Origin of the sequence: Noviherbaspirillum sedimenti (assembly GCF_003590835.1) — a bacterium.
GTDB classification, from domain to species: Bacteria; Pseudomonadota; Gammaproteobacteria; order Burkholderiales; family Burkholderiaceae_D; genus Paucimonas; species Paucimonas sedimenti.
Window position 1 is genome coordinate 3,747,037 of record NZ_QYUQ01000002.1, and the last position, 20,164, is coordinate 3,767,200.

Below are 20,164 nucleotides of genomic sequence, written 5' to 3' on the forward strand. Positions count from 1 at the left end.
ACAATGCGCAGCATGAATGCTTCCTTATCCGCTGCTGCCATCGCCGCCTGGGCACAAACTGCGGCGTCCCATGTCGCCGTCGAAGTCGTCGGCCAGACCGCTTCCACCAACGCAGACTTGCTGGCCAGGGTCGGGCAGCTGGTGCAGCCGACCCTGCTGGCGGCCGCGTCGCAAACCGCCGGCCGCGGCCGCGCCGGGCGCACCTGGATGTCTGACGCCGGCGCCAGCCTGACTTTTTCGCTGGCCTGGCCGGTGCGGCGGTCGCTGCGCGAACTGTCCGGCTTGCCGCTGGCGGTCGGGGTGGCGCTGGCCGATACGCTGGCCTCGTGCGCAGTGCCGGTGCGGCTGAAATGGCCAAACGACTTGCTGATGGACGGCGCCAAGCTGGGCGGCATCCTGATCGAGACTGCGCTGGAAAAAAGCGGCGGCGGCCAGCAGCTGTGGGCAGTCATCGGCGTGGGCATGAACCTGGCGCTGCCGGAAGAACTGGCGCGGCAAATCGGCCGGCCGGCGGCAGCGTTGCCGGGAGCGGCGATACAGGACCGTAACCGTTTGCTGGGCTTGCTCTTGAACGGCCTGGCCGGCGCCTTGCTGCAATTCGAGCGCGAGGGATTTGCTGCATTCATGACGCGCTGGAATGCCCTGCATGCCTGGGCCGGGCAAGCCGTGCAAATCCTTGACCACGACCGCATCGTACTGGAAGGCGTGGCCGTGGGCGTGGATGCACAAGGCCAGCTGTTGCTGGATACGGCCGACGGCCGGGTGCCGGTGCTGGCCGGCGACGTGTCGCTGCGCATGAAAGATGAAGGAGGCGTAAGCCATGTTGTTGCTGGTTGACGCGGGCAATACCCGCATCAAGTGGGCGCTGATGCAGCCGGCGCGGCTGGGTCATGCCGAACTCGGGCACTGGTCAGGTTACGGCTCGGTGCGTAACGAAGACATATGCCAGATGGCCGATGCGATCAAGGGGGAGGATATTTCCCGCGTGCTGATCTCCAACGTGGCGGGAGCGGAAATGCGCGCGGCGCTGGAACGCATGGCCTTGCGCGCGCTGGGAATGAAGCCGGTGCCGCTGACCTGGTTTGCCTCGCAGGCGGAACTGGCCGGTGTCAGGAATGGCTACCGCGATCCGGCGCAACTGGGCTGCGACCGTTTCGCCGCGCTGATCGGCGCGCGCGCGCTGTTTCCCGGCGTGCCGCTGCTGGTTGCCACCTGCGGCACCGCCACCACGGTCGATGCGCTTGATGCCGATGGCCGCTTCCGCGGCGGGATGATCCTGCCGGGACTGGGTTTGATGGCATCCTCGCTGGCGCGAAATACCGCGCAGTTGCCGCAAGTGCCACAATATAATGTGGGCGCGCAGCCTTTTGCCGACAATACCCATGACGCCATCGCCAGTGGCTGCATTGCGGCCCAGGCAGGGGCAATCGGACGCGCACTCGCTGCGCACGCAGCGCTGCTGGAGGAAGACGCCGGTCGTTTGCAATGCATCCTTTCGGGAGGGGCGGCTGGCGCGATCAGTCCGCATCTTCCGGTCGTCGCGCGGCAGGTGGATAACCTGGTGCTGATCGGTTTGCAGGCGGTACTCACTTTGACGCAATCACCATGCTGAAATTTATTTTCTGGGCGCTGCTGTTGATCAATGGCGCCTTGTTCGCCTACCACCAGGGCCATCTTGACAGCTTGCTTCCGGTCAGCCGCGAACCGGCACGCCTGGCGCAGCAGATCAACGCCGACAAGATCCGGCTGCTGCCGGCGGACGCCAGGCCAGCGAACCAGGCGCCGGCCAGCCCGGCAGCCAATCCCGCCATCGATCCGGCCAGTAAGGCCGAGCCCGTTGCCGCAGCCGCTACGCTGGTCGCTGCGGCGGATGCTGCCTTGCCGGTGGTCGAAGTAAAACCGGATGCCGACAAGAAAGCCGAAGCCGAGAAGAAGGCCGACGCCGACAAGAAAGTGGAAGCCAACAAGAAAGCGGATCGTCTCGTCTGTACCGAAATCGGCAATTTCAGCGAGGCCGACGCTGGCCGTTTCGAGGCGCGGCTGGCAGCGCTGACGCCGGGTGCGCGCCTGTCGCGGCGCGTGATCCGTGAAGTCAGCAGCCACATGGTGTACATCCCGCCGCAGGGCAGCAAGGAGAACGCTGACCGGAAAGTCGATCAGTTGCGCGGCCTCGGCGTTACCGATTTTTACATGATCCAGGACCAGTCCGAGATGCGTTGGGGAATTTCGCTCGGCATTTTCAGCACGGAAGAAGCGGCTAAAAAACGGCTGGAGCAGCTCAAACAGCAGGGTGTGCGCAGCGGCCGCATTGGTGCGCGCAATGCGGTCAACAAAGTCGCATTCCAGTTGCGCGCGCTGGACGCCGCCGGGCGGGAAAAGGTGGAGAAGATCAAGACCGATTTCCCGCAGCAACAGCAGCACAATTGCGCCGCATAAGTCCTGAGGGCGATGCCGGCCGGACGGGGCAAGCCGTTTATGCCAGGTGCGCGCAGCGGCTCATGACCAGGTATCGTCCAGGCTCTTCGCCTTGGGCTGGTGGGTGCTGTCGAACTTGTGCATGGTCTGCCGGATCAGTTGCATCTGGCCGGTGAAGTTATGGCAGGCGTCGCACAGCATGACGTGCGCGCGCAGGCGGGTGCGCTCCATCAGCGACAGATCGCGGTCGAAGCTTTCCGAGGTCAGGCGGTGCGCTTCCTTGCAAGTGAGCTTGAATCCCATAGTTATATCTTTTTCTGTACGACGCGGTCACCGAACCAGTGCAAATCCAGGCATTCGCGCAGGCGCAGCCGTGCGCGATAGAGCATGACCCAGGCATTGGACGTAGAAATATCCAGTTCCTTGCAGATTTCCTCGGTCTCCAGTTCCAGCCATTCGCGCATCATGAAGATGCGTGCGGTTTTTGGCGGAAGTTTTTCCAGGCACAGTTCCATCACCCTGAAAAAATCCTGCTGTTCCAGCGCGGCATCCGGATTGCCCCAATGGCGCGGCCGTTGCAGCGGGTGGCCGTCGGCGGCGAACAGCGTATCGGCCAGGTCTTCCGCGGACGCATCGTCGCTCTCGTCGAATTGGCGGTTGCGCCCGGCATGGCGCAAGACATCGACGATCTTGTGCTTCATGATGCCAATGACATAAGTACGCAGCGACGATTGTCCGGCGTAGCTGTCCGGTTTTTCCAGCACGGCCATCAGCGCCTCTTGCACCACGTCGTCGGCCATGGCGTCGTTGCGCAATTGCAGGCGGGCGAAGCGCAACAGGACCGGGCGCAATGATTCAAGTTGTTCGGTAATAGGTGTTAGCATGACGTTGCACGTGTCGATTGGACAAAAGACTAGCGGATTGACCGGCGAAACACAAGAAAATCGCCGGGAAAAACCTGCGCATTCGCTGTAAAATCGCGGAAATATTTTTTCAGGACCCGCCATGACCACCCCACACCCCGATCTCGCCGCCGTATCGCCGCAAATCAAGGCCGAGATTCTCGCCCAGGCACTGCCTTACATCCGCAAGTTCCACGGCAAGACCATCGTCGTCAAGTACGGCGGCAACGCCATGACCGAAGAGCACCTGAAGCACGGCTTCGCCCGTGATGTCATTTTGCTCAAACTTGTCGGCATGAATCCGGTGGTGGTGCATGGCGGTGGTCCGCAGATCGACAATGCCCTGAGGAAGATCGGCAAGCAGGGCAGTTTCGTGCAAGGCATGCGTATCACCGACGAGGAAACCATGGAAGTGGTCGAATGGGTGCTGGGCGGCGAGGTGCAGCAGGATATTGTCATGCTGATCAACCATTACGGCGGCCAGGCGGTCGGGCTGACCGGCAAGGACGGCGGCCTGATCCGCGCGCGCAAGATGCAGATGCCCGACCGCGAAAAGCCGGGCGAATTCCTCGATATCGGTTTCGTTGGCGAAATCGAGGCGATCAATCCGGCAGTGGTCAAGGCGCTGCAGGACGACGCTTTCATCCCGATCATCTCGCCCATCGGTTTCGGCGAGGATGGCCAGGCCTACAACATCAACGCCGATGTGGTGGCCGGCAAGATTGCCGAGATCCTGAAAGCCGAAAAACTGATCATGATGACCAATATCGCCGGCGTGCAGGACAAGAGCGGCAAGCTGGTGACCGACCTGTCGGCGCGCGAGATCGACGAGATGTTCGCCGACGGCACGATTTCCGGCGGCATGCTGCCGAAAATTTCGTCGGCGCTGGATGCCGCCAAGTCGGGCGTCAATACCGTGCACATCATTGACGGCCGCATCGAACATTCGCTGCTGCTGGAAGTGTTGACCGAGCAAGCCTTCGGCACCATGATCCGTTCACATTGATTACCTGGCTTTTCGACCTCGACAATACCCTGCACAACGCCTCGCACGCGATCTTCCCGGCGATTCACGCCAACATGAACGCGTACCTGGCGCAGGTGCTGGGCGACGGCGACACGCCGGCCGACCCGGCCTATGTCAATGCCGTGCGCACGGATTACTGGAAGCGCTACGGCGCCACCCTGCTGGGCATGGTGCGCCACCACGACGTGCGCCCGGAAGACTTCCTGCGCGAGGCGCACCGCTTCGATGACCTGGCCGGCATGATCCGCGCCGAACGCGGCCTGGCGCGCCTGCTGCGGCGCCTGCCGGGGCGCAAGATCCTGCTGACCAATGCCCCGCGCCGCTACGCGCACGACGTCCTGCGCCACCTCGGCCTGCACCGCCATTTCGCCCACCACATTCCGATCGAATCCATGTGGGTGCATGGCCAGCTGCGTCCCAAGCCCTCGAAGCTGCTGCTGCGCAAGCTGCTGGCGCAGCACCGCATTGCGCCGTCCCGCGCCATTCTCGTGGAAGACACTGTCGTCAACCTGAAGGCAGCCAGGAGCGTGGGAATGCGCACCGCATGGGTCACCGGCTACCTCGCCGCCGACATGACAAAGCTCCCCGCTTATGTCGATGTCAAAGTAAAATCAGTGCGACGACTCCCTGCCAGCCTGTCCCGGCTGCGCTAACTGCTGAAAAATCAAACGACCATGGCAACCACCAAACCGGGTGAACGCAAGCTGCAGATCCTGCAAACCCTGGCCTCCATGCTGGAACAGCCCAAGGGCGCAAAAATCACCACCGCCGCGCTGGCGGCGCGGCTGGAAGTGTCGGAAGCGGCGCTGTACCGGCATTTCGCCAGCAAGGCGCAGATGTTCGAGGGCCTGATCGAGTTTATCGAATCGACCATCTTCGGCCTCATCAACCAGATTACCGAGCGCGAGGAAAACGGCTTGCAGCAGGCGCATGCGATTGCCGCCATGCTGCTCAATTTCGCCGAGCGCAACCGCGGCATGACGCGCGTGATCATCGGCGACGCCCTGGTCAACGAAGATGAGCGGCTGCAGGCGCGCATGAACCAGTTCGTCGACCGCGTTGAACTGGCCTTGAAGCAGGCGCTGCGCCTGGCCGCGACGCAAGGGCAGGGCGACGAGGCGCAAGCCGCCGCCCGCGCCGGCATCATCGCCAGCTACGTCATCGGCCGCTGGCACCGTTTCGCCAAGACCGGTTTCCGGCATAGCCTGGCCGACGGGGCGCCGGCGCAGCTGGCCATGCTGCTGGCCTGAGCGCGGCCGTTCCTGGCGCGGCTTGCCGGTCCTCTGTCCCGATCCCGCACTCCATGTTTTCGCCCGGCTCCTCTCCACCGCCACCTGCCGCCCAAGGCAGGCCCTGCTTCGCCCTGCTCGACGACGCCGGCGCCACCGATGCCCGCTCGCGCCTGTTGACCGGCTACGTCGGCACGCTCGCCTGTGCCGATGCGGCGCAACTGCCGGGGTTCCTCGACAGCATGCAGCAGGAGCTGGCGCAGGGGCGCCATGCGCTGGCCCTGTTTGACTACGAGCTGGGAGCGCAGTTGCACGGCATAACGCCGCGCCCCGGCGCTCCCGGCGTGGCGCTGGTCTTGCTGTTCGAGGATTGCCGCAAGCTGACGGCAAACGAAGTAGCGCACTGGCTGGCGCAGCAGGAAGCCGCAGCGGTCGGGGAAGCCGGGGAAGTCGGGGCAGGCGGCGCCGGCGGCGACCAGGCAGTGGCCGGCATCGCCGGCTTGCTGCCCAGCGTCAACGAGCAGCAATTCCATGATGCCATCGGCCGCATTCACCGCTACCTCGAGGCGGGCGACACTTATCAGGTCAACTATACCTACCGCCTGCGCTTCGATGCCTACGGCCCCGCGCTTACCCTGTACCGCCGCCTGCGCGCCAGCCAGCCGGTACCCTACGGCGCCCTGATCGCGCTGCCGGATGGCCGCAGCGTGCTGTCGTTCTCACCCGAGCTGTTCGTGCGCAACGACAACGGCGAGCTGACCGCGCGCCCGATGAAAGGCACGGCCGCCGCCAGCGGCGATGCCGCCCAGGATGCGGCACGCGCGCAGGCGCTGGCGACGGACCCGAAAAACCGCGCGGAAAACCTCATGATCGTCGACCTGTTGCGCAACGACCTCGGCCGCATCGCGCAGCCAGGGTCGGTACGCGTGCCGCAACTGTTCGAAGTCAGCCGTTACGGCGAGGTCTTGCAAATGACCTCGACGGTGCGCGCGCGTGCGCGCGCGGAAGTCACGCTGGCGCAACTGCTGGCGGCGCTGTACCCGTGCGGCTCGATCACTGGTGCGCCCAAGCGTCGCACCATGCAGATCATCCGTGAGCTGGAGCCGGATGCGCGCGGCTTGTATACCGGGGCGATCGGCTGGTTCGAGACTCCTGCGGAAGGGCAGGGCTTCGGCGACTTTTGCCTGTCGGTGCCGATTCGCACCCTGGTACTGCAGGCGCCGCAAGGCGGCGTGCGCGCCGGCGAAATGGGTGTGGGCGCCGGCATCGTGCACGACAGCCAGGCCGACCAGGAATATGCCGAATGCCTGTTGAAGGCGCACTTTTTGACCGGCCTGCGCCAGGATTTCGAACTGCTGGAAACCATGCAGGCCAGCGCAGCGGGCTGCCCCTACCTGGAGCGGCACCTGCAACGCCTGCGCGCCTCCGCCCGGTATTTCGGCTTTGCCTGGGATGAGCCGGCGCTGCGCGAACAGGTGCGCCAGGCTTTCGCCCAGCTGGCGCCAGGTCCGCACCGTCTGCGCCTGGCATTGTCCCAGGATGGCAGGGCGTCGATCCAGACCGCGCCGCTGACGCCGCTGGCAGAGCCGGTGAAGGTTTTATTGGCAGCGCAGGCGATGCGCTCGGACGATCTGTTTTTACGTCACAAAACCACCCTGCGCCAGACCTATGACGCGGCCTGGAAACAAGCCGAGGCGCAGGGTGCGTTCGACATGCTGTTTCACAATGAAGCCGGCGAATTGACCGAGGGTGCGCGCAGCAGCCTGTTCATCAAGCTGCACGGGCGCTGGCTGACGCCGCCGGTGACAGCCGGTTTACTGCCGGGCGTGATGCGCGCGGTCCTGCTGGACGACCCGGCATGGCAGGCCGCCGAAGCCCGCATCACGCTGGCAGACTTGCGCGCCGCCGAAGAAATCGTGGTGTGCAATGCACTGCGCGGCGCCTTGCGCGCCACCCTTTCCGCATCGATCTAATTTCCTGTAAGCCAGGCCTGGCGCGCCATTCGGGCGATTACTGGCAATTTGGCCAGTGCTTATCGAAATTGGCCTGTGAATGGTTTGGGTATCCAGTCAGTCTTTCAAGGCCGCTTGCGCGGCTTCTTCCGGCGTCAAGCCGTCATAAAACTGGTCCGTGAACCATTCCACCTCTTCTTCGATATGCTCCTGGGCTTGCGCTACGGTAGCGCCGCCCGCCACCAGAAAACCTTCCACCTCGATACACCACTTGATCAGCGCTTCCGTTTCCGGGTCCAGTTTTTCTTTCTTGGCCATGATTTTTACCTTTGTATCGAATGAGTAAGCAGTCGTTTGATTGGCTGCTGTTGCCTTTGACCAGCATCCGGAAATGCCGGTTCTATCCGCTGGCGGTCACATCCGCCCAAAAGACTGTCGGCGGTGCGCTAGATCATCTTGTCCATCGGCAGTGGATTCAATCCTTTAGCAAGGGAAACATTCTTGCCCGGCTGTTTAGTTTTTATAAGGAATGGGGCGATTTTATTGACTGCTAAATTAAAGTATGCAAACATAATTTAATTTGGTGGAATTCAGGAAGATCCGATGAATTTCGGCATTGATTTGCAACAAAAATTCCTGTTTTGGCGCCATTCATTTGAACATAATTATGTATTGACGCATACAATAGGTAAGGGTACGATGTTTTCATTGCACTGTGCCAGTCTAACCCGGTCACCCAAAGCGCGCAATGAATCTCAAATCAAAAGGCAGCTTGCATGAGATGCCAATAATTATTTAGGAGCATGTAGATATGGCAAAGTTTGATGGAAAAGTGGTTCTTGTCACCGGTGCTGCCGGTAAAGGCAATATGGCCCAGGGGATCGCCCGACGCTTTGCGGCCGAGGGTGCAAAAGTCATGGTCTCGGGTCGCCATGCTGCCCAATTGGAAGAGTTTGCTGCCGAAATCGGTGGTGCATATCAGCTATGCGATATCACCAAGCAGGACGAAATCAATGCGCTGGTGGCTGCGACTGTCAAACGTTTCGGAAAAATCGACGTCGGCATCAATGCCACCGGTTGGGGACTGCTCAAGCCGTTCGAGGAAACCACCGAGGAAGACCTGCGCCGCATGCTGGACGTGCAGTTCAAGGGCCCGTTCCAGTTCATGCAGGCGTTGGTCAAGGCCATGACAAATGGCGGCTCGATCATCACGATCTCGTCGGCCACCGCCACCATCATGCTGGAGAATCATGCTGCCTACATGGGCACCAAGGCCGGCATCGACCATGTCATTCGCTGCATCGCCAATGAATTCGGACACAAGGGCATTCGCGCCAATTCGATTTCACCGGGCGTGACCCGCACGGCGATGGCGGGAGACTCGCTGAACATTCCGGAAGTGCTGAAAGCCTTTGAGAAAGGGTACCCGCTGGGCCGTATCGGCACAATCGACGATATCGCCAATGCCGCTGTGTGGCTGGCCAGCGATGAATGCTTCATGACTGGCCAGAACCTGCAGGTGAACGGTGGCCTGACGCTGCGCGGCAATCCTACACTTGCCGATTTCGGCGATGCCTTCGCTGCAGCGACGACGCACCTGTCGAGCTAGCAATTCAAATGGGGCGTATGCCCGTAGGCAGTGCCTGAGCAAGGACGAGCGATCCTTGCCGGCACCAGAGATGATGTGGATGGTCTGTGCAGGGCCATTATTGATAGGAGACATGCAATCATGAACAAGCCGTTAAACAACAAAAACGCAAGACCGGACCCTTGGGCTGTGTATCAAGACATCATTGCCCGAGACCGGCATCCTACGCCGCCGGATCTTCTTGAGGCTGGCAAGGATGATCTCGGATTGTTGAGTTCCGGCCGTGAAATGTATACCAGTCCGGCATTTCACCGATTGGAGCTGGAGCGGCTATGGTCGCGTGTCTGGCAGTTCGCCTGCCGTGAGGAGGAAATCGAGTCGCCGGGTGATGTCGCTGTCTATGAGTTGGGTGATTGGTCGTTTCTGATTGTGCGTGCCGAGGATAACACCATCAAGGCGTACTACAATTCATGTACGCATCGCGGCACGAAGCTCGCTTCCTCCAGCACGCACCTGCAGAAAATCCGCTGCCCCTATCATGGATTCACATGGAATCTCAATGGCAGTATCAACAAGGTTCCTTCCAGCTGGGATTTCCCGCAAGTCAGCGAAGAAACCCACCGTCTGCAGGAAGTCCGCGTCGGCACGTGGGGCGGGTTCGTTTTCATCAATCTCGATCCCGAGGCGCCGTCCCTGGAAGAGTACATTGAAAATTTGCCGGGACAACTTGCCGTCGTCGACTTCGAGAACCTCTATGTCGCCGGCTACTATCGCAAGATCCTGCAGTCAAACTGGAAAGGATCGATCGAGGCATTTCTTGAGGCCTTTCACGTTGCCGAGACACACCCGCAGACAATCAATTTTTCTGACGAACAGAGCACGCAATACGATATATTAGGGCGTCACACCAGCCGTTTTCTGCAACCGGTCGGCATCGCCAGCGCCAGTCTTGGAGAGAAGCTGAGCGAGCAGCAGATTTTCAACAGCATGTTTGCAGAGATCATGCGCCAAACAACGGAAGCCCCGTCTTTGCCCGAAGGTATGACGGCCCGCCAGTTCATGGCCGATACGACTCGCGCGCAGCTGACCGAGGCGGGTCGTGATGTGGCAGGCTTGTCAGACGCGGAATTGGTCGATGCGATGCAGTACACATTGTTTCCCAACATGGTGCTGTTCCGCAGTACCGGCTTCCCGGTGGTATATCGCTTCCGCCCCAACAAGCATGACCCGGACAGCAGTATTTTCGACATGTTGATTCTCAAGCCTGTGCCGGCTGGGCAGGCGCGGCCTGTGCCGGCTGAGCCGGTGGAAATGGGGGATATGCGCTATGCCGACATTCCTGAGTTGTCCGACTGGCTCGGCGACATTTATGACCAGGACGTGGCAAACCTCAAATTGTTGCAGGAAGGCCTGAAGGCGGGCAATACGCCGATCACCTTGTCGCAGTATCAGGAAATTCGAGTCAGGCACTTTCATAACACGCTGCGCGCGTATCTGGAGCAGGCATGAGTCAGGTCGAAAACACCAAACGGCCGTGGGGGCCGATCATGCAGATCGCCTACGTTGTTGATGATCTGGACGCTGCCATCGATTACTGGACAGGTGTGATGGGTGTCGGTCCATTCTTTCTGATCGAGCGGCCCGTTTTTGAAAACGGCTACTACGAAAATGCACCGCAAGTGATGAACATGACCGCGGCCATGGCGTTTTCAGGTGGCCTTCAGGTCGAGCTGATCCTGCAGCACGACGACACGCCATCCATCTTCACGCAACGACGCCCCAAGGACAATGGCGTTCACCATCTGGCGGCGCTGACCGAGGATATCGATGCAGCCGTTGACTATCTCGAAGCCCGGGGCGGTCGCCGTCTTCAGGGCGCCGACGTGGGTGGCGGACGCATCGCCTATGTCGATACCGGCACGCCTGCCGGCATTCTGGAGCTGGCCCAGCTGGCTCCGGAGGTCCTGCAGCTATTCGATGTGATCCGCGCCGCCGGCGCCGCCTGGGATGGGCAGCAACGGATCATGACGCTCTGACCCATTCCGCCCGGAGCAGTCACCTCAGGGTGCTGCTCTGGGCGCATAGAGGTCATGCTGTGGCGTCATCGGAAAATCAGGATCAGTGCTTTCATCGGGCACTGCAATTTTTATCTGGAACCGGCATGAATCAGAATGAAGTTGCTGCGCGGCCGTGGGGTCCGATCATGCAGATCGCCTACGTTGTCGATGATCTCGACACTGCCATCGATCATTGGACTGGTGTAATGGGCGTTGGCCCGTTTTACCTGAAGCGTCCCGATCTGGAAAACGCTTACTACGAAAATGAGCCGTTGACGGTGAATATGACTGCGGCGGTAGCGTTCTCAAACGGCCTTCAGATCGAACTGATTCTGCAGCATGACGATACGCCATCCATCTACACGCGCCGCCGTCCTGAAGGTCATGGCATTCATCATATGGCAGCCCTGACTGATGATCTGGAGGCCGCCATTGCCTACGTCGAGTCCCGAGGAGGCCGCCGCCTGCAGGGCGCGGATATGCCCGGGGGCGGCCGCATCTGCTATGTGGATACCGGAACTCCTGCCGGCATTCTTGAATTCCTGGAGTTGCGGGCGCCGGTTCTGGAGCTCTTCGAATCGATTCGCATGGCCGGCGCCACCTGGGATGGGCAACAGCGGATCTTAAATCTATGACATCTTTCCCGGAGCGCAACGGCCGCAGAGCCACAAGCTCCAATCACCAATTCAAATTTTAGATCAATCGGAAGAGACAGCACAATGACAACGATCGTCGAACAGATTCGCGCGGCCTACGAATTAGACCAGAAACGCAACATCGAAGCCGTTGAGGCATCGGACCTGCCATTATCTTATGAAGCCATCACAGACCGCTGGCTGACCAATGTACTGTGCCGCAATCATCCGGAAGCCAGGGTGATTGAACATACGCTCGGCGAACAAGACAGCGGATCATCCAATCGCCGGCGGATCAAGGTGCAATACAACAAGGCGGGGCAGGATGCCGGGTTGCCGACAGCCTTGTTCTGCAAGGCGTCGCATGAATTGAGCAACCGGATCGTGATGGGCGTGGCCGGCGCCGCCAATGCGGAAGTGGTCTTTTATAACAAGATTCGCCCCTTGCTTGATATCGAAGCGCCGGGTCCGATTTTTGCCAACTTCGACCCGAAGTCCTTTAATTCGATCATCTTGCTTGAGGATCTGACGGATTCAGTCCAGTCATTTTGTTCACACAAGACCGAGGTCACCCGTGCGCGCGCCGAAAGCCAGATCCGTCTGATGGCAAAGTTCCACGGCCGTTTCCATGAAAGTCCGGAATTGAAGACCGTGCTGACGGAGTTCGGAACCTGGCCGGAATTTTTTCGCAAGACCCTTGATTACGGCATGAAGGAAGGCTCCAACCAGGGATTTCTGGATGCCGAGTCGGTGATTCCGGCGCGTCTCTACAAGCGGTTTGATGAAATCTGGCCGGCGACGCTGGCCTCGGTCGAAAAACATCAGCAGTTGCCACTCACACTGATGCACGGCGACGTGCACCTGAAGAACTGGTACATCGCCGGCAACGGCGAAATGGGCCTGAGCGACTGGCAATGCTGCACCCGCGGGCACTGGAGTCGCGATCTCGCTTACGCGATCGCCACGGCGCTCACGGTGGAAAATCGCCGCGCCTGGGAAAAGGATCTGGTGCGTCTCTATCTGGAGAAGCTTGCCGAGGCCGGCGGTCCTGTCGTCACTTTCGACGAGGCCTGGGTCCTCTACCGGCAGCAGCTCTTGTCGGTGCTGACCTGGTGGACCATCACCTTGTGTCCGGCGCCAGGCATGCCCGATATGCAGCCGCGCGACATCACGCTGGAATTCATCCGTCGGATTTCGATCGCGATGGATGACCTGGATTCACTTGGAGTTACGGCATGAACCAGCATGATGACAAGCTAAGCGAAGCCGATATCGAACCCTGCTGCGTGGTCGACTCGGCGGACGATATCAGCTGGGACAGCGAAGCCGATATCGTGGTTGTCGGTTTTGGCGGCGCCGGCGTGGCGGCGGCGCTGGAGGCCGCGGAGCGGGGCGCCAGCGTGATTGCCGTCGACCGCTTCGACGGCGGCGGCGCCACTGCCTATTCCGGCGGCATTCTCTACAGTGGCGGCGGTACGCCGCAACAAAAAGAGGCTGGTTACGAAGACACTGCCGAAAATATGCGCAAGTATCTGGCACTGGAGTATGTTCCCGTGCGAGACGAGACCCTGCGCCGCTTCTGCGACAACAGCGTTTCGAATCTCGCCTGGGTGGCGCAGCATGGCGTGCCTTTGAGCGGCGACCTCTATTCCGGCAAAGTAACTTATCCCCCGGAAGGAAAATTCCTTTATTACAGCGGAAATGAAAAAGCGCCGGCAATTGCAGCGCAAGTGCCGCCGGCGCCGCGCGGGCATCGGGTGGTTGGTAAAGGCATGACCGGCAAAGTCTACTTCGCAGCCATGCAGAAAGCGGCGTTTGAACGCGGCGTCAAGCTGATCCCCCACGCACCGGCGCGCCGGCTTGTCGTCGACAAGAGTGGCGCAGTGATCGGCATCGAAATTGATCAGTTTCCGGAAACCGCTTTTGCCAAACACCGCAGCTTGTACAAAAAAGTCAGCCCGTACTTGCCATTGAGTGGCGAGCGCGCTGAAAAAGCCATTCGTGGCTGCGCACAATTCGAGAAGGAAGCGGGCGCCAGGCGAAAGCTGATTCGTGCTCGTCGGGGCGTGGTGCTGTCGAGTGGCGGCTTTGTCTACAATTTGTCCATCCTCTCCAAGCACAGACCGGAACTGGCATCTTCCTACGGTGCGCTGATGCGTCAGGGCTCGATGGGGTGTAACGGCAGTGGCATCGCCCTGGGCGAGTCTGTTGGCGGGGTGACGGGACTCATGTCAAACGCCTTTGTCGGTCGTGTGCTTTCTCCGCCAGAAGGGTTTGTAAAAGGCGTGATGGTGAATCAGGACGGCAAACGCTTCATCAATGAGGATGCCTATATCGGTACGGTAGGCAATGCGATTGCAAAGCAGTCTGCCGATGGCACCGCATGGCTGATCCTGAACAAAAGCACCTTCTGGGGGGGTATAAAGGCGCTGCTCACCATCGGCCGCGCCTTGTTCATTTTATGGGCGACGCCTACCTTGGTCAACATTCTCTTTGGCGGCACCAAAAAAGCGGCGACCCTGGAAAAGCTTGCAGAAAAATGCGGCATTAATACGTCTGGGCTCGTGGCAACTGTCCGGGATTATGACAAGCTGGCTGCTGCAAACCAGCCTGACCCGGTGGGCAAGATCGCGTCAAACATCGCGCCGATCGGCAGCGGACCATACTACGCGATCAACGTATCGATTAATAATCGCTTTGCGGCAACCTCGGCATTTACCTTGGGCGGCTTGAAGGTTGATGAAGACACAGGCGGCGTACTGCGCGCAGACGGGTCTATCATCCCAGGGCTTTACGCTGCCGGCCGCACTGCGGTTGGCATGTGCTCGCACGCCTACATGAGCGGATTGTCGCTGGCCGATACCTTGTTCTCCGGCCGGCGTGCGGCTGCCAGCGCTATCGGCGAGGGCGATCAACAGCACGCCGAGGTCGCGAATTCGGCGCATGATCGCGAGAGGACCATCGCATGAACGCCGCTCCCGCAATGCGTCGCGATCCAGTGCGGCAGATCGCCTACTTCGTGCCGGATATCCGTGCGGCAGCGTTGGCCCACTCGGCGTTGTTCGGCTCGGGGCCTTATTTCATCGCTGACCACATCCCCCTGCACGCGAGTTATCACCGCGGCCAGCCAGCGGAACTGGATCACAGCTCGGCTTATGGCCAATGGGGCGAGGTGATGATCGAGTTCGTGCAGCAGAATAACGAGGGGCCTTCCGTATTCCGCGACATGTACCCGGACGGCGGATCTGGCATGCATCACGTGGCGCTGATTGTCGACAACCTGGCGGAATCGATCAAGGCCTATGAGGCGGCAGGATTTGCGACGGGGCTGTATGCCGAAGCGATGCCTGGGGTGGGGTTCGCGATGATGGACTGCGTTGCCACCCTTGGGCATTTCGTTGAGCTGTATGAGCCTTCACCAATATTGCTTGGCGTCTACGAAAAAGTCCGTAGCGCCGCGCGCGACTTCAATGGCGAAAACGTCCTCCGGACAATGTCATTCTGAGTCCTTCACTGCCAATGAATCACTAGTTCATTCTACGACCATCGCTACGGGGATGGATCGACCAATTAAGGAGATAACGTGCTGATCAACAAACCTATCATGCAAATTGCCTATGTCGTCAAGGATCTGGAGGCTGCGTGCCATCACTGGATCAATATTTTTGGCGCGGGGCCTTTCTACCATGTGCCCCACCTCAAGTTGCCGGAGCAACTATATCGTGGCAAGCCGTCGGAAGAAGACGCCAGTCACGCGCTCGGTTTCTGTGGGGACATGAATATCCAGTTGATCCAGCAGCATAACGATGCGCCGTCGATGTACCGGGACATGTACCCGGATGGCGGCCAGGGATTTCATCACATGATGTTTTTCACTGAAAATTTCGAAGCTGACCGCGACCGGCTGGTGCAGATGGGCTGCCCGGTCGTCGAGGAATTGATGAGCACGGCACGCATCGCCTATGTCGATGCGCGCGACAAGGTCGGCGGATTTATTGAGGTCTATGAGGATAATCCCACCATCCGGGAATGGTTCGCCGGTTGGAAGGAAGAGCATCTGAAATGGGACCGGAAGACGAATCCAATCCGCCTGTTCGCCTGAATATTTCGTACTGTAGTCAATAACTATATACCTGAAGGAGTCTATTCTCATGTACGTGCACGCAACACTCGAATTGTCCTATAGCGGCGTCCCCCAGTTCCTCGCCATCGCCCCGCGCGTGAAAGCGCTGGTGGAAGCCAAAGGCGTGAAAATGGTCCAGGGTTTGCTTTTCACGACCGGTCGTCTCAATACCGTTGTCCATATCTGGAAAGTGCGTGACATGAATCATTGGCATGACACGATCAGCTCGCTGCAGACACATCCGGATTTCCCTGAAATCTGGGCCGCGCTCTCGGCATCGGTCGTCGACGAAAAACTGGCCTTCGCAATGGCTGCGCCGCATTTTCCAGACGCCTGAGATGTGGTTCAGCTACCGGACCAGGTGGCTGTAACCAAGTAATACCGGACACTCCTGTGACAGATGCAAGCCCGACCATATAGGTGCGGAGCATGTAACTGAAACGGGGCTGTCTGCCAGCTTTATTTTTATCTCCAGAGCAAATGCGATCTGCAGTTGCCCATCCCGCCAGCACCTTGTCTTGAGCGAAGACTGCTCGGCATAGTCCGTTCAATAATTTCTTTCCGCCATGAATACATCTGTGCCCATTCTCGGCACCGGTGCTAATTCGGTTTTCTTCTAATTGTTGATATTTCTCAAGCGCGACAAAGCGCTGCATACGAAACTATCGAGCACGCGAGTTGGCTGCCATACCAAATTGCTTTAATACCTGGCTGGAACGCGCGACGAAGCAGATCGCCTGAACTAGCTACGGCGCAGTAAACAAATCTTGCAAAAAACATTCAAAATATTTGACTGCTAAATTATAGTATGTGAACATACTATAGTCGGTGGTTAAAAAATGCTGAAATGCATTTGCCACGATCACCTATCAATAACTCATTCCGGTGATTCGTGAAAATTAACTGAAAAGATGTATTGACGAGTATGGTTTGCAAGCGTACGATATTTTTGCATAACGTTTCAAATGCTTGGGTGTCGTCCGTTTTGTGCATGGAAGAAAATAAAGAATCTATAGGTTCTAAAAATGCAGGTAAAAATAGGAGGAGTAAATGGGTAAAAAATCAGTGGAAAAGCGTAGTGAGTTCAAGAAGCGGGATGTGGCATTGGCAGCTTTATCGGTTGCAGCATTGCTGTTCCCTGGAGCGGCGAGTGCGGTTAAGCTCGAGATGGACAACCCGGACCTGGACATTCGCTGGGACAATACAGTTCGTTACAATGCCGGGGTGCGGGCGGAAGATCAGGATTCCAGGATCAACAATAACCCCGTATTCGACGAATCGAATATGAAGTTCGATAAAGGAGATCTAGTCACCAACCGTCTGGATCTGCTGTCGGAATTCGATTTTGTCTACAAAAAGACCAGCGGCTTTCGCGTGAGTGCATCGGCATGGTATGACCAGGCTTATCACGATGACACGGTCAGGGGCAATCCGGCTTTCGGCTCGCAAAACACCTACCCAGGCAACCGCTACACCGACTTCGTCAAGCGATACAACAAGGGGCTGTCGGGCGAGATCCTGGATGCCTTCGTCTTCACCAAATTCGACGTGGGCGGAGCGCCTGTCGGCGTGAAGCTGGGCAGGCACAATGTTTTCTGGGGTGAATCACTGTTTTCGCTGGGTAACGGCATCGCTTATTCTCAGGGGCCGATCGATGTGCGGAAGGCTTTGGCCAATCCTGGTACCGAAGTGAAGGAGCTGTTCCTGCCGCTTGGTCAGCTTTCCGCGCAAGCGCAGGTGACCTCCGAGCTGTCTGTAGCCGCGCAATATTATTACGAATGGAAACCCTGGCGGCTGCCTGATGGCGGTACCTATTTCGGTGGCGCGGATTTCTTCAGTGCCGGCGGCGGCACCAATCTTGCCCTTGGCCCGGGCTTCTCCATACCTTTCACCGGCATCGGATCAAGACCGAAAGATCGCGGCGACTGGGGCGTCATGGCCAAATGGGCGCCGGAATGGCTGAACGGCACGGTCGGATTTTATTATCGCGAGTTCGGCGAAAAGTTGCCGTGGGCAGTTCTGAATCCGGCCTTTACTGATGCGCATCTTGTCTACAACGACAACGTCAAGCTGTACGGCATCAGTTTGTCCAAGCTGCTCGGTGACACCTCTGTCGGCGCCGAACTGTCGTATCGCAAGGGGGGCGCCTTTAACAGTGCATTTGCGCCCGGTACGGCGGGTGCGCGCGGCGATAGCATTCACTGGCTGGTCAATGCCGTCCAATATTTTGGCGAAAATGCTGCCTGGGACTCGGCCGTGCTCATCGCTGAAATTAACGGCAGCCACTGGCGCAAAGTCACGAGCAATGCGGGCGTTTTCCAGGCGGAAGGAACAGCCGCTTGCCCAGGTGACAAAATGGATGGCTGCGTGACGAAAAACAACGTCGGGATCAATCTGAAGCTGGAGCCGCTCTGGTACCAGGTCGTCCCTGGTGTTGACCTCAAGATGCCGCTGGTTTTCGGTATCGGGATCAAGGGGAATGGCGCAACCTTGGGCGGCAACCGGGAAAAGAATGGTTCTTACAGTGTCGGCCTTGCAGCCGAGATTCAGCAGCGCCATTTCGTTACGCTGAGCTATAACGACTACATGGTCAAGTTCCGTGACAACGGTACTGCAGTCACCACCGACAATGGCGGCGGCGCGCTATACAAGGATCGTGGCTGGGTGTCGTTGACGTACAAGACAGCATTCTAAGAAATGCGGAGGGTGGGAGCGTGATTGCCCCCCCCCCCCCCCCCCCCCCCCATTCCGCAACCAGGGAAGTGCAGTGAGCATTGCCAGAAGTGGCGCGCCCTACCAGGAATGCAGCGCGGTATCGTTGGCCTTGATACAACATGATGAAATTGGAGACGACAATGATGTTTAAACGTTCTATTACTCTTGCGGCAGGTCTGGCCGTATGTTCCATCGCTTCGGTGCAGGCCGCGGTGACTGCGGAAGAAGCCAAGCAACTGGGCAAGACGCTCACGCCCATGGGAGCGGAAATGGCCGGCAACAAAGACGGCACGATTCCGGCCTGGACAGGCGGGATGAAGACCATTCCGCCAGGCTTCGATCCGAAGAAACCCCATCTGCGGCCCGATCCCTTCGCCAATGAGAAGCCGCTCTTCTCTGTCGATGCGAAAAACATGAGCCAGCATGCCGACAAGCTGTCGGACGGCCTCAAGGCTCTGATGCAGAAATATCCGACCTTTCGCATCGACGTCTATCCGTCGCATCGCACAGGCGCGTGGCCGCAGTATGTGATGGACAATACGGCGAAGAATGCGACCCGGTGCAGCACGGAAAAGGGCGGGGTATCGATTAACCGCGCCTGCTACGGCGGCTATCCATTCCCGATTCCGAAAACCGGCAACGAAGTCATGTGGAACCATATTCTCCGGTTCGTCGGTCACAGCTATGGCATGAATTCAACCAGCTGGGTGGTCGACTCGAACGGTACGCCCGCGCTTTCCTCGAATAATGTCGTCCAGGAAGAGTACCTTTATTATGACCCGAAGCGGACAGAAGTCGATGGCGACTACTTCTGGCGCTACAAGCACAAGACTTTTGCGCCGGCGCGCATGTCCGGCGAAGCATTGATGCTGGTCGACCCGCTCGATCCGACCGTGCAAAAGCGCAAGGCATATCAATACCTGCCAGGCCAGCGTCGCGTCAAGCTTTCGCCGAACCTGAGCTATGACACGCCGTCGCCCGGCCAGGGCGGCGCTGCAACCATGGACGATGCGGCACTTTTCCTCGGCCCGCAGGATCGCTTCGATTTCAAGTTGATCGGGAAAAAAGAAATGTATATCCCGTACAACAATACGAAGATGGTGGTGGACGAAAAGAACTGCCCGACAGAAAAAGTATTGATGAAGAACCACTACAATCCGGACTGCTTGCGTTTCGAGTTGCATCGCGTCTGGGTGGTGGAGGGGACGGTGAAGTCGGGCGTGCGGCATACGTCGCCGAAGCGGATGTTCTATTTCGATGAAGATACCTACGGTGCCGGCTTGGGCGATAACTATGATGCAAGCGGCAAACTGCAGCGGGTACTGTGGATGGCCCATTTGCCGGCGTACGAAGTTCCTGCGCAATCCAGTGAAGGTTACGGCGCATACAACCTGAACAGTGGTGTCTATGTCGTTTCGAATGTCCACATCGGCAATGGAATGTATCCCATAGCGCCATTGGATGCGCGTGAATGGGCGCCTGAGGCATTGGTGGGCGAAGGCGTTCGCTAAGCCTATCCGG

Annotated in this window: 21 protein-coding genes; 18 read left to right on the top strand and 3 right to left on the bottom strand. The window is 58.9% G+C overall.

Annotation, left to right across the window (positions count from 1 at the left end; translation table 11 throughout):
- Window positions 1-12 precede the first annotated feature (12 nt).
- The 3 genes from D3878_RS17385 to D3878_RS17395 are packed head-to-tail and all read left to right on the top strand — an operon-like array spanning window position 13 to window position 2,436.
- Complete coding sequence (locus D3878_RS17385; RefSeq protein ID WP_119786636.1) at window positions 13-837, top strand: biotin--[acetyl-CoA-carboxylase] ligase; 825 nt, start codon at window positions 13-15, stop codon at window positions 835-837.
- The gene (locus D3878_RS17390) at window positions 821-1,612 is read left to right on the top strand and encodes a type III pantothenate kinase (protein ID WP_119786637.1); all 792 of its coding nucleotides are present in this window, start codon (window positions 821-823) and stop codon (window positions 1,610-1,612) included. The genes D3878_RS17385 and D3878_RS17390 overlap by 17 nt, the downstream gene beginning before the upstream one ends.
- Entirely contained in the window at window positions 1,606-2,436 is an 831-nt protein-coding gene (locus D3878_RS17395; protein WP_119786638.1) for an SPOR domain-containing protein, read from the top strand. The genes D3878_RS17390 and D3878_RS17395 overlap by 7 nt, the downstream gene beginning before the upstream one ends.
- Before the next feature lie 60 nt (window positions 2,437-2,496).
- On the opposite strand, the gene D3878_RS17400 is transcribed toward D3878_RS17395, so the two are convergent.
- Entirely contained in the window at window positions 2,497-2,718 is a 222-nt protein-coding gene (locus D3878_RS17400) for a zf-HC2 domain-containing protein (RefSeq protein WP_119786639.1), read from the bottom strand.
- A 2-nt stretch (window positions 2,719-2,720) separates the two neighbouring features.
- Window positions 2,721-3,299 (bottom strand): sigma-70 family RNA polymerase sigma factor, encoded by a 579-nt coding sequence (locus D3878_RS17405; RefSeq protein ID WP_119786640.1) that lies wholly within the window; start codon window positions 3,297-3,299, stop codon window positions 2,721-2,723.
- A gap of 121 nt (window positions 3,300-3,420) precedes the next feature.
- On the opposite strand from D3878_RS17405, the gene argB reads away from it, so the two are divergent.
- Genes argB through D3878_RS17425 form a run of 4 tightly spaced genes read left to right on the top strand, consistent with a single transcriptional unit; the run spans window position 3,421 to window position 7,546 of the window.
- Window positions 3,421-4,323, top strand: coding sequence for an acetylglutamate kinase (argB, locus tag D3878_RS17410; RefSeq protein WP_119786641.1), 903 nt, complete (start codon window positions 3,421-3,423; stop codon window positions 4,321-4,323).
- Entirely contained in the window at window positions 4,320-4,997 is a 678-nt protein-coding gene (locus D3878_RS17415; protein ID WP_119786642.1) for a pyrimidine 5'-nucleotidase, read from the top strand. The genes argB and D3878_RS17415 overlap by 4 nt, the downstream gene beginning before the upstream one ends.
- A 21-nt stretch (window positions 4,998-5,018) precedes the next feature.
- Complete coding sequence (slmA, locus tag D3878_RS17420; RefSeq protein ID WP_119786643.1) at window positions 5,019-5,594, top strand: nucleoid occlusion factor SlmA; 576 nt, start codon at window positions 5,019-5,021, stop codon at window positions 5,592-5,594.
- Window positions 5,595-5,647: 53 nt separating this feature from the next.
- A complete protein-coding gene (locus D3878_RS17425) occupies window positions 5,648-7,546 on the top strand; it encodes a chorismate-binding protein (protein WP_119786644.1) in 1,899 nt (632 codons plus the stop codon).
- A 96-nt stretch (window positions 7,547-7,642) separates the two neighbouring features.
- On the opposite strand, the gene D3878_RS17430 is transcribed toward D3878_RS17425, so the two are convergent.
- Entirely contained in the window at window positions 7,643-7,843 is a 201-nt protein-coding gene (locus tag D3878_RS17430) for a hypothetical protein (RefSeq protein ID WP_199688196.1), read from the bottom strand.
- A gap of 493 nt (window positions 7,844-8,336) precedes the next feature.
- Here D3878_RS17430 and D3878_RS17440 point away from each other — a divergent pair, with 493 nt between their 5' ends.
- From D3878_RS17440 to D3878_RS17490, 11 genes are all read left to right on the top strand, one after another.
- A complete protein-coding gene (locus D3878_RS17440) occupies window positions 8,337-9,134 on the top strand; it encodes an SDR family oxidoreductase (RefSeq protein ID WP_119786647.1) in 798 nt (265 codons plus the stop codon).
- A 30-nt stretch (window positions 9,135-9,164) separates the two neighbouring features.
- Window positions 9,165-10,622 (top strand): aromatic ring-hydroxylating oxygenase subunit alpha, encoded by a 1,458-nt coding sequence (locus tag D3878_RS17445; RefSeq protein ID WP_147384016.1) that lies wholly within the window; start codon window positions 9,165-9,167, stop codon window positions 10,620-10,622.
- A complete protein-coding gene (locus D3878_RS17450) occupies window positions 10,619-11,149 on the top strand; it encodes a VOC family protein (RefSeq protein WP_119786649.1) in 531 nt (176 codons plus the stop codon). The genes D3878_RS17445 and D3878_RS17450 overlap by 4 nt, the downstream gene beginning before the upstream one ends.
- 125 nt (window positions 11,150-11,274) lie before the next feature.
- Window positions 11,275-11,805 (top strand): VOC family protein, encoded by a 531-nt coding sequence (locus D3878_RS17455; RefSeq protein WP_119786650.1) that lies wholly within the window; start codon window positions 11,275-11,277, stop codon window positions 11,803-11,805.
- Between the two features lie 84 nt (window positions 11,806-11,889).
- A complete protein-coding gene (locus tag D3878_RS17460) occupies window positions 11,890-13,044 on the top strand; it encodes an aminoglycoside phosphotransferase family protein (protein WP_119786651.1) in 1,155 nt (384 codons plus the stop codon).
- Window positions 13,041-14,774 carry an FAD-binding protein gene (locus tag D3878_RS17465; RefSeq protein ID WP_119786652.1) on the top strand — a complete coding sequence of 578 codons (1,734 nt, stop codon included), beginning with the start codon at window positions 13,041-13,043 and terminating at the stop codon, window positions 14,772-14,774. Before D3878_RS17460 ends, D3878_RS17465 begins: the two co-directional genes overlap by 4 nt.
- Window positions 14,771-15,310 (top strand): VOC family protein, encoded by a 540-nt coding sequence (locus D3878_RS17470; RefSeq protein WP_199688197.1) that lies wholly within the window; start codon window positions 14,771-14,773, stop codon window positions 15,308-15,310. The genes D3878_RS17465 and D3878_RS17470 overlap by 4 nt, the downstream gene beginning before the upstream one ends.
- A gap of 78 nt (window positions 15,311-15,388) precedes the next feature.
- The gene (locus D3878_RS17475; protein WP_119786654.1) at window positions 15,389-15,907 is read left to right on the top strand and encodes a VOC family protein; all 519 of its coding nucleotides are present in this window, start codon (window positions 15,389-15,391) and stop codon (window positions 15,905-15,907) included.
- 49 nt (window positions 15,908-15,956) lie between these two features.
- Complete coding sequence (locus D3878_RS17480; protein ID WP_119786655.1) at window positions 15,957-16,265, top strand: NIPSNAP family protein; 309 nt, start codon at window positions 15,957-15,959, stop codon at window positions 16,263-16,265.
- 713 nt (window positions 16,266-16,978) lie between these two features.
- A complete protein-coding gene (locus D3878_RS17485) occupies window positions 16,979-18,622 on the top strand; it encodes a DUF1302 domain-containing protein (protein ID WP_119786656.1) in 1,644 nt (547 codons plus the stop codon).
- A 161-nt stretch (window positions 18,623-18,783) separates the two neighbouring features.
- Entirely contained in the window at window positions 18,784-20,154 is a 1,371-nt protein-coding gene (locus D3878_RS17490) for a DUF1329 domain-containing protein (protein ID WP_119786657.1), read from the top strand.
- The last annotated feature ends 10 nt before the right edge of the window (window positions 20,155-20,164 follow it).

Bases quoted from the DNA above. Each gene is read 5' to 3' on its own strand.
- D3878_RS17385 (WP_119786636.1), top strand. From the start codon at position 13: ATGAATGCTTCCTTATCCGCTGCTGCCATCGCCGCCTGGGCACAAACT.
- D3878_RS17390 (WP_119786637.1), top strand. From the start codon at position 821: ATGTTGTTGCTGGTTGACGCGGGCAATACCCGCATCAAGTGGGCGCTG.
- D3878_RS17395 (WP_119786638.1), top strand. From the start codon at position 1,606: ATGCTGAAATTTATTTTCTGGGCGCTGCTGTTGATCAATGGCGCCTTG.
- D3878_RS17400 (WP_119786639.1), bottom strand. From the start codon at position 2,718: ATGGGATTCAAGCTCACTTGCAAGGAAGCGCACCGCCTGACCTCGGAA.
- D3878_RS17405 (WP_119786640.1), bottom strand. From the start codon at position 3,299: ATGCTAACACCTATTACCGAACAACTTGAATCATTGCGCCCGGTCCTG.
- argB (WP_119786641.1), top strand. From the start codon at position 3,421: ATGACCACCCCACACCCCGATCTCGCCGCCGTATCGCCGCAAATCAAG.
- slmA (WP_119786643.1), top strand. From the start codon at position 5,019: ATGGCAACCACCAAACCGGGTGAACGCAAGCTGCAGATCCTGCAAACC.
- D3878_RS17425 (WP_119786644.1), top strand. From the start codon at position 5,648: ATGTTTTCGCCCGGCTCCTCTCCACCGCCACCTGCCGCCCAAGGCAGG.
- D3878_RS17430 (WP_199688196.1), bottom strand. From the start codon at position 7,843: ATGGCCAAGAAAGAAAAACTGGACCCGGAAACGGAAGCGCTGATCAAG.
- D3878_RS17440 (WP_119786647.1), top strand. From the start codon at position 8,337: ATGGCAAAGTTTGATGGAAAAGTGGTTCTTGTCACCGGTGCTGCCGGT.
- D3878_RS17450 (WP_119786649.1), top strand. From the start codon at position 10,619: ATGAGTCAGGTCGAAAACACCAAACGGCCGTGGGGGCCGATCATGCAG.
- D3878_RS17455 (WP_119786650.1), top strand. From the start codon at position 11,275: ATGAATCAGAATGAAGTTGCTGCGCGGCCGTGGGGTCCGATCATGCAG.
- D3878_RS17460 (WP_119786651.1), top strand. From the start codon at position 11,890: ATGACAACGATCGTCGAACAGATTCGCGCGGCCTACGAATTAGACCAG.
- D3878_RS17465 (WP_119786652.1), top strand. From the start codon at position 13,041: ATGAACCAGCATGATGACAAGCTAAGCGAAGCCGATATCGAACCCTGC.
- D3878_RS17470 (WP_199688197.1), top strand. From the start codon at position 14,771: ATGAACGCCGCTCCCGCAATGCGTCGCGATCCAGTGCGGCAGATCGCC.
- D3878_RS17480 (WP_119786655.1), top strand. From the start codon at position 15,957: ATGTACGTGCACGCAACACTCGAATTGTCCTATAGCGGCGTCCCCCAG.
- D3878_RS17485 (WP_119786656.1), top strand. From the start codon at position 16,979: ATGGGTAAAAAATCAGTGGAAAAGCGTAGTGAGTTCAAGAAGCGGGAT.
- D3878_RS17490 (WP_119786657.1), top strand. From the start codon at position 18,784: ATGATGTTTAAACGTTCTATTACTCTTGCGGCAGGTCTGGCCGTATGT.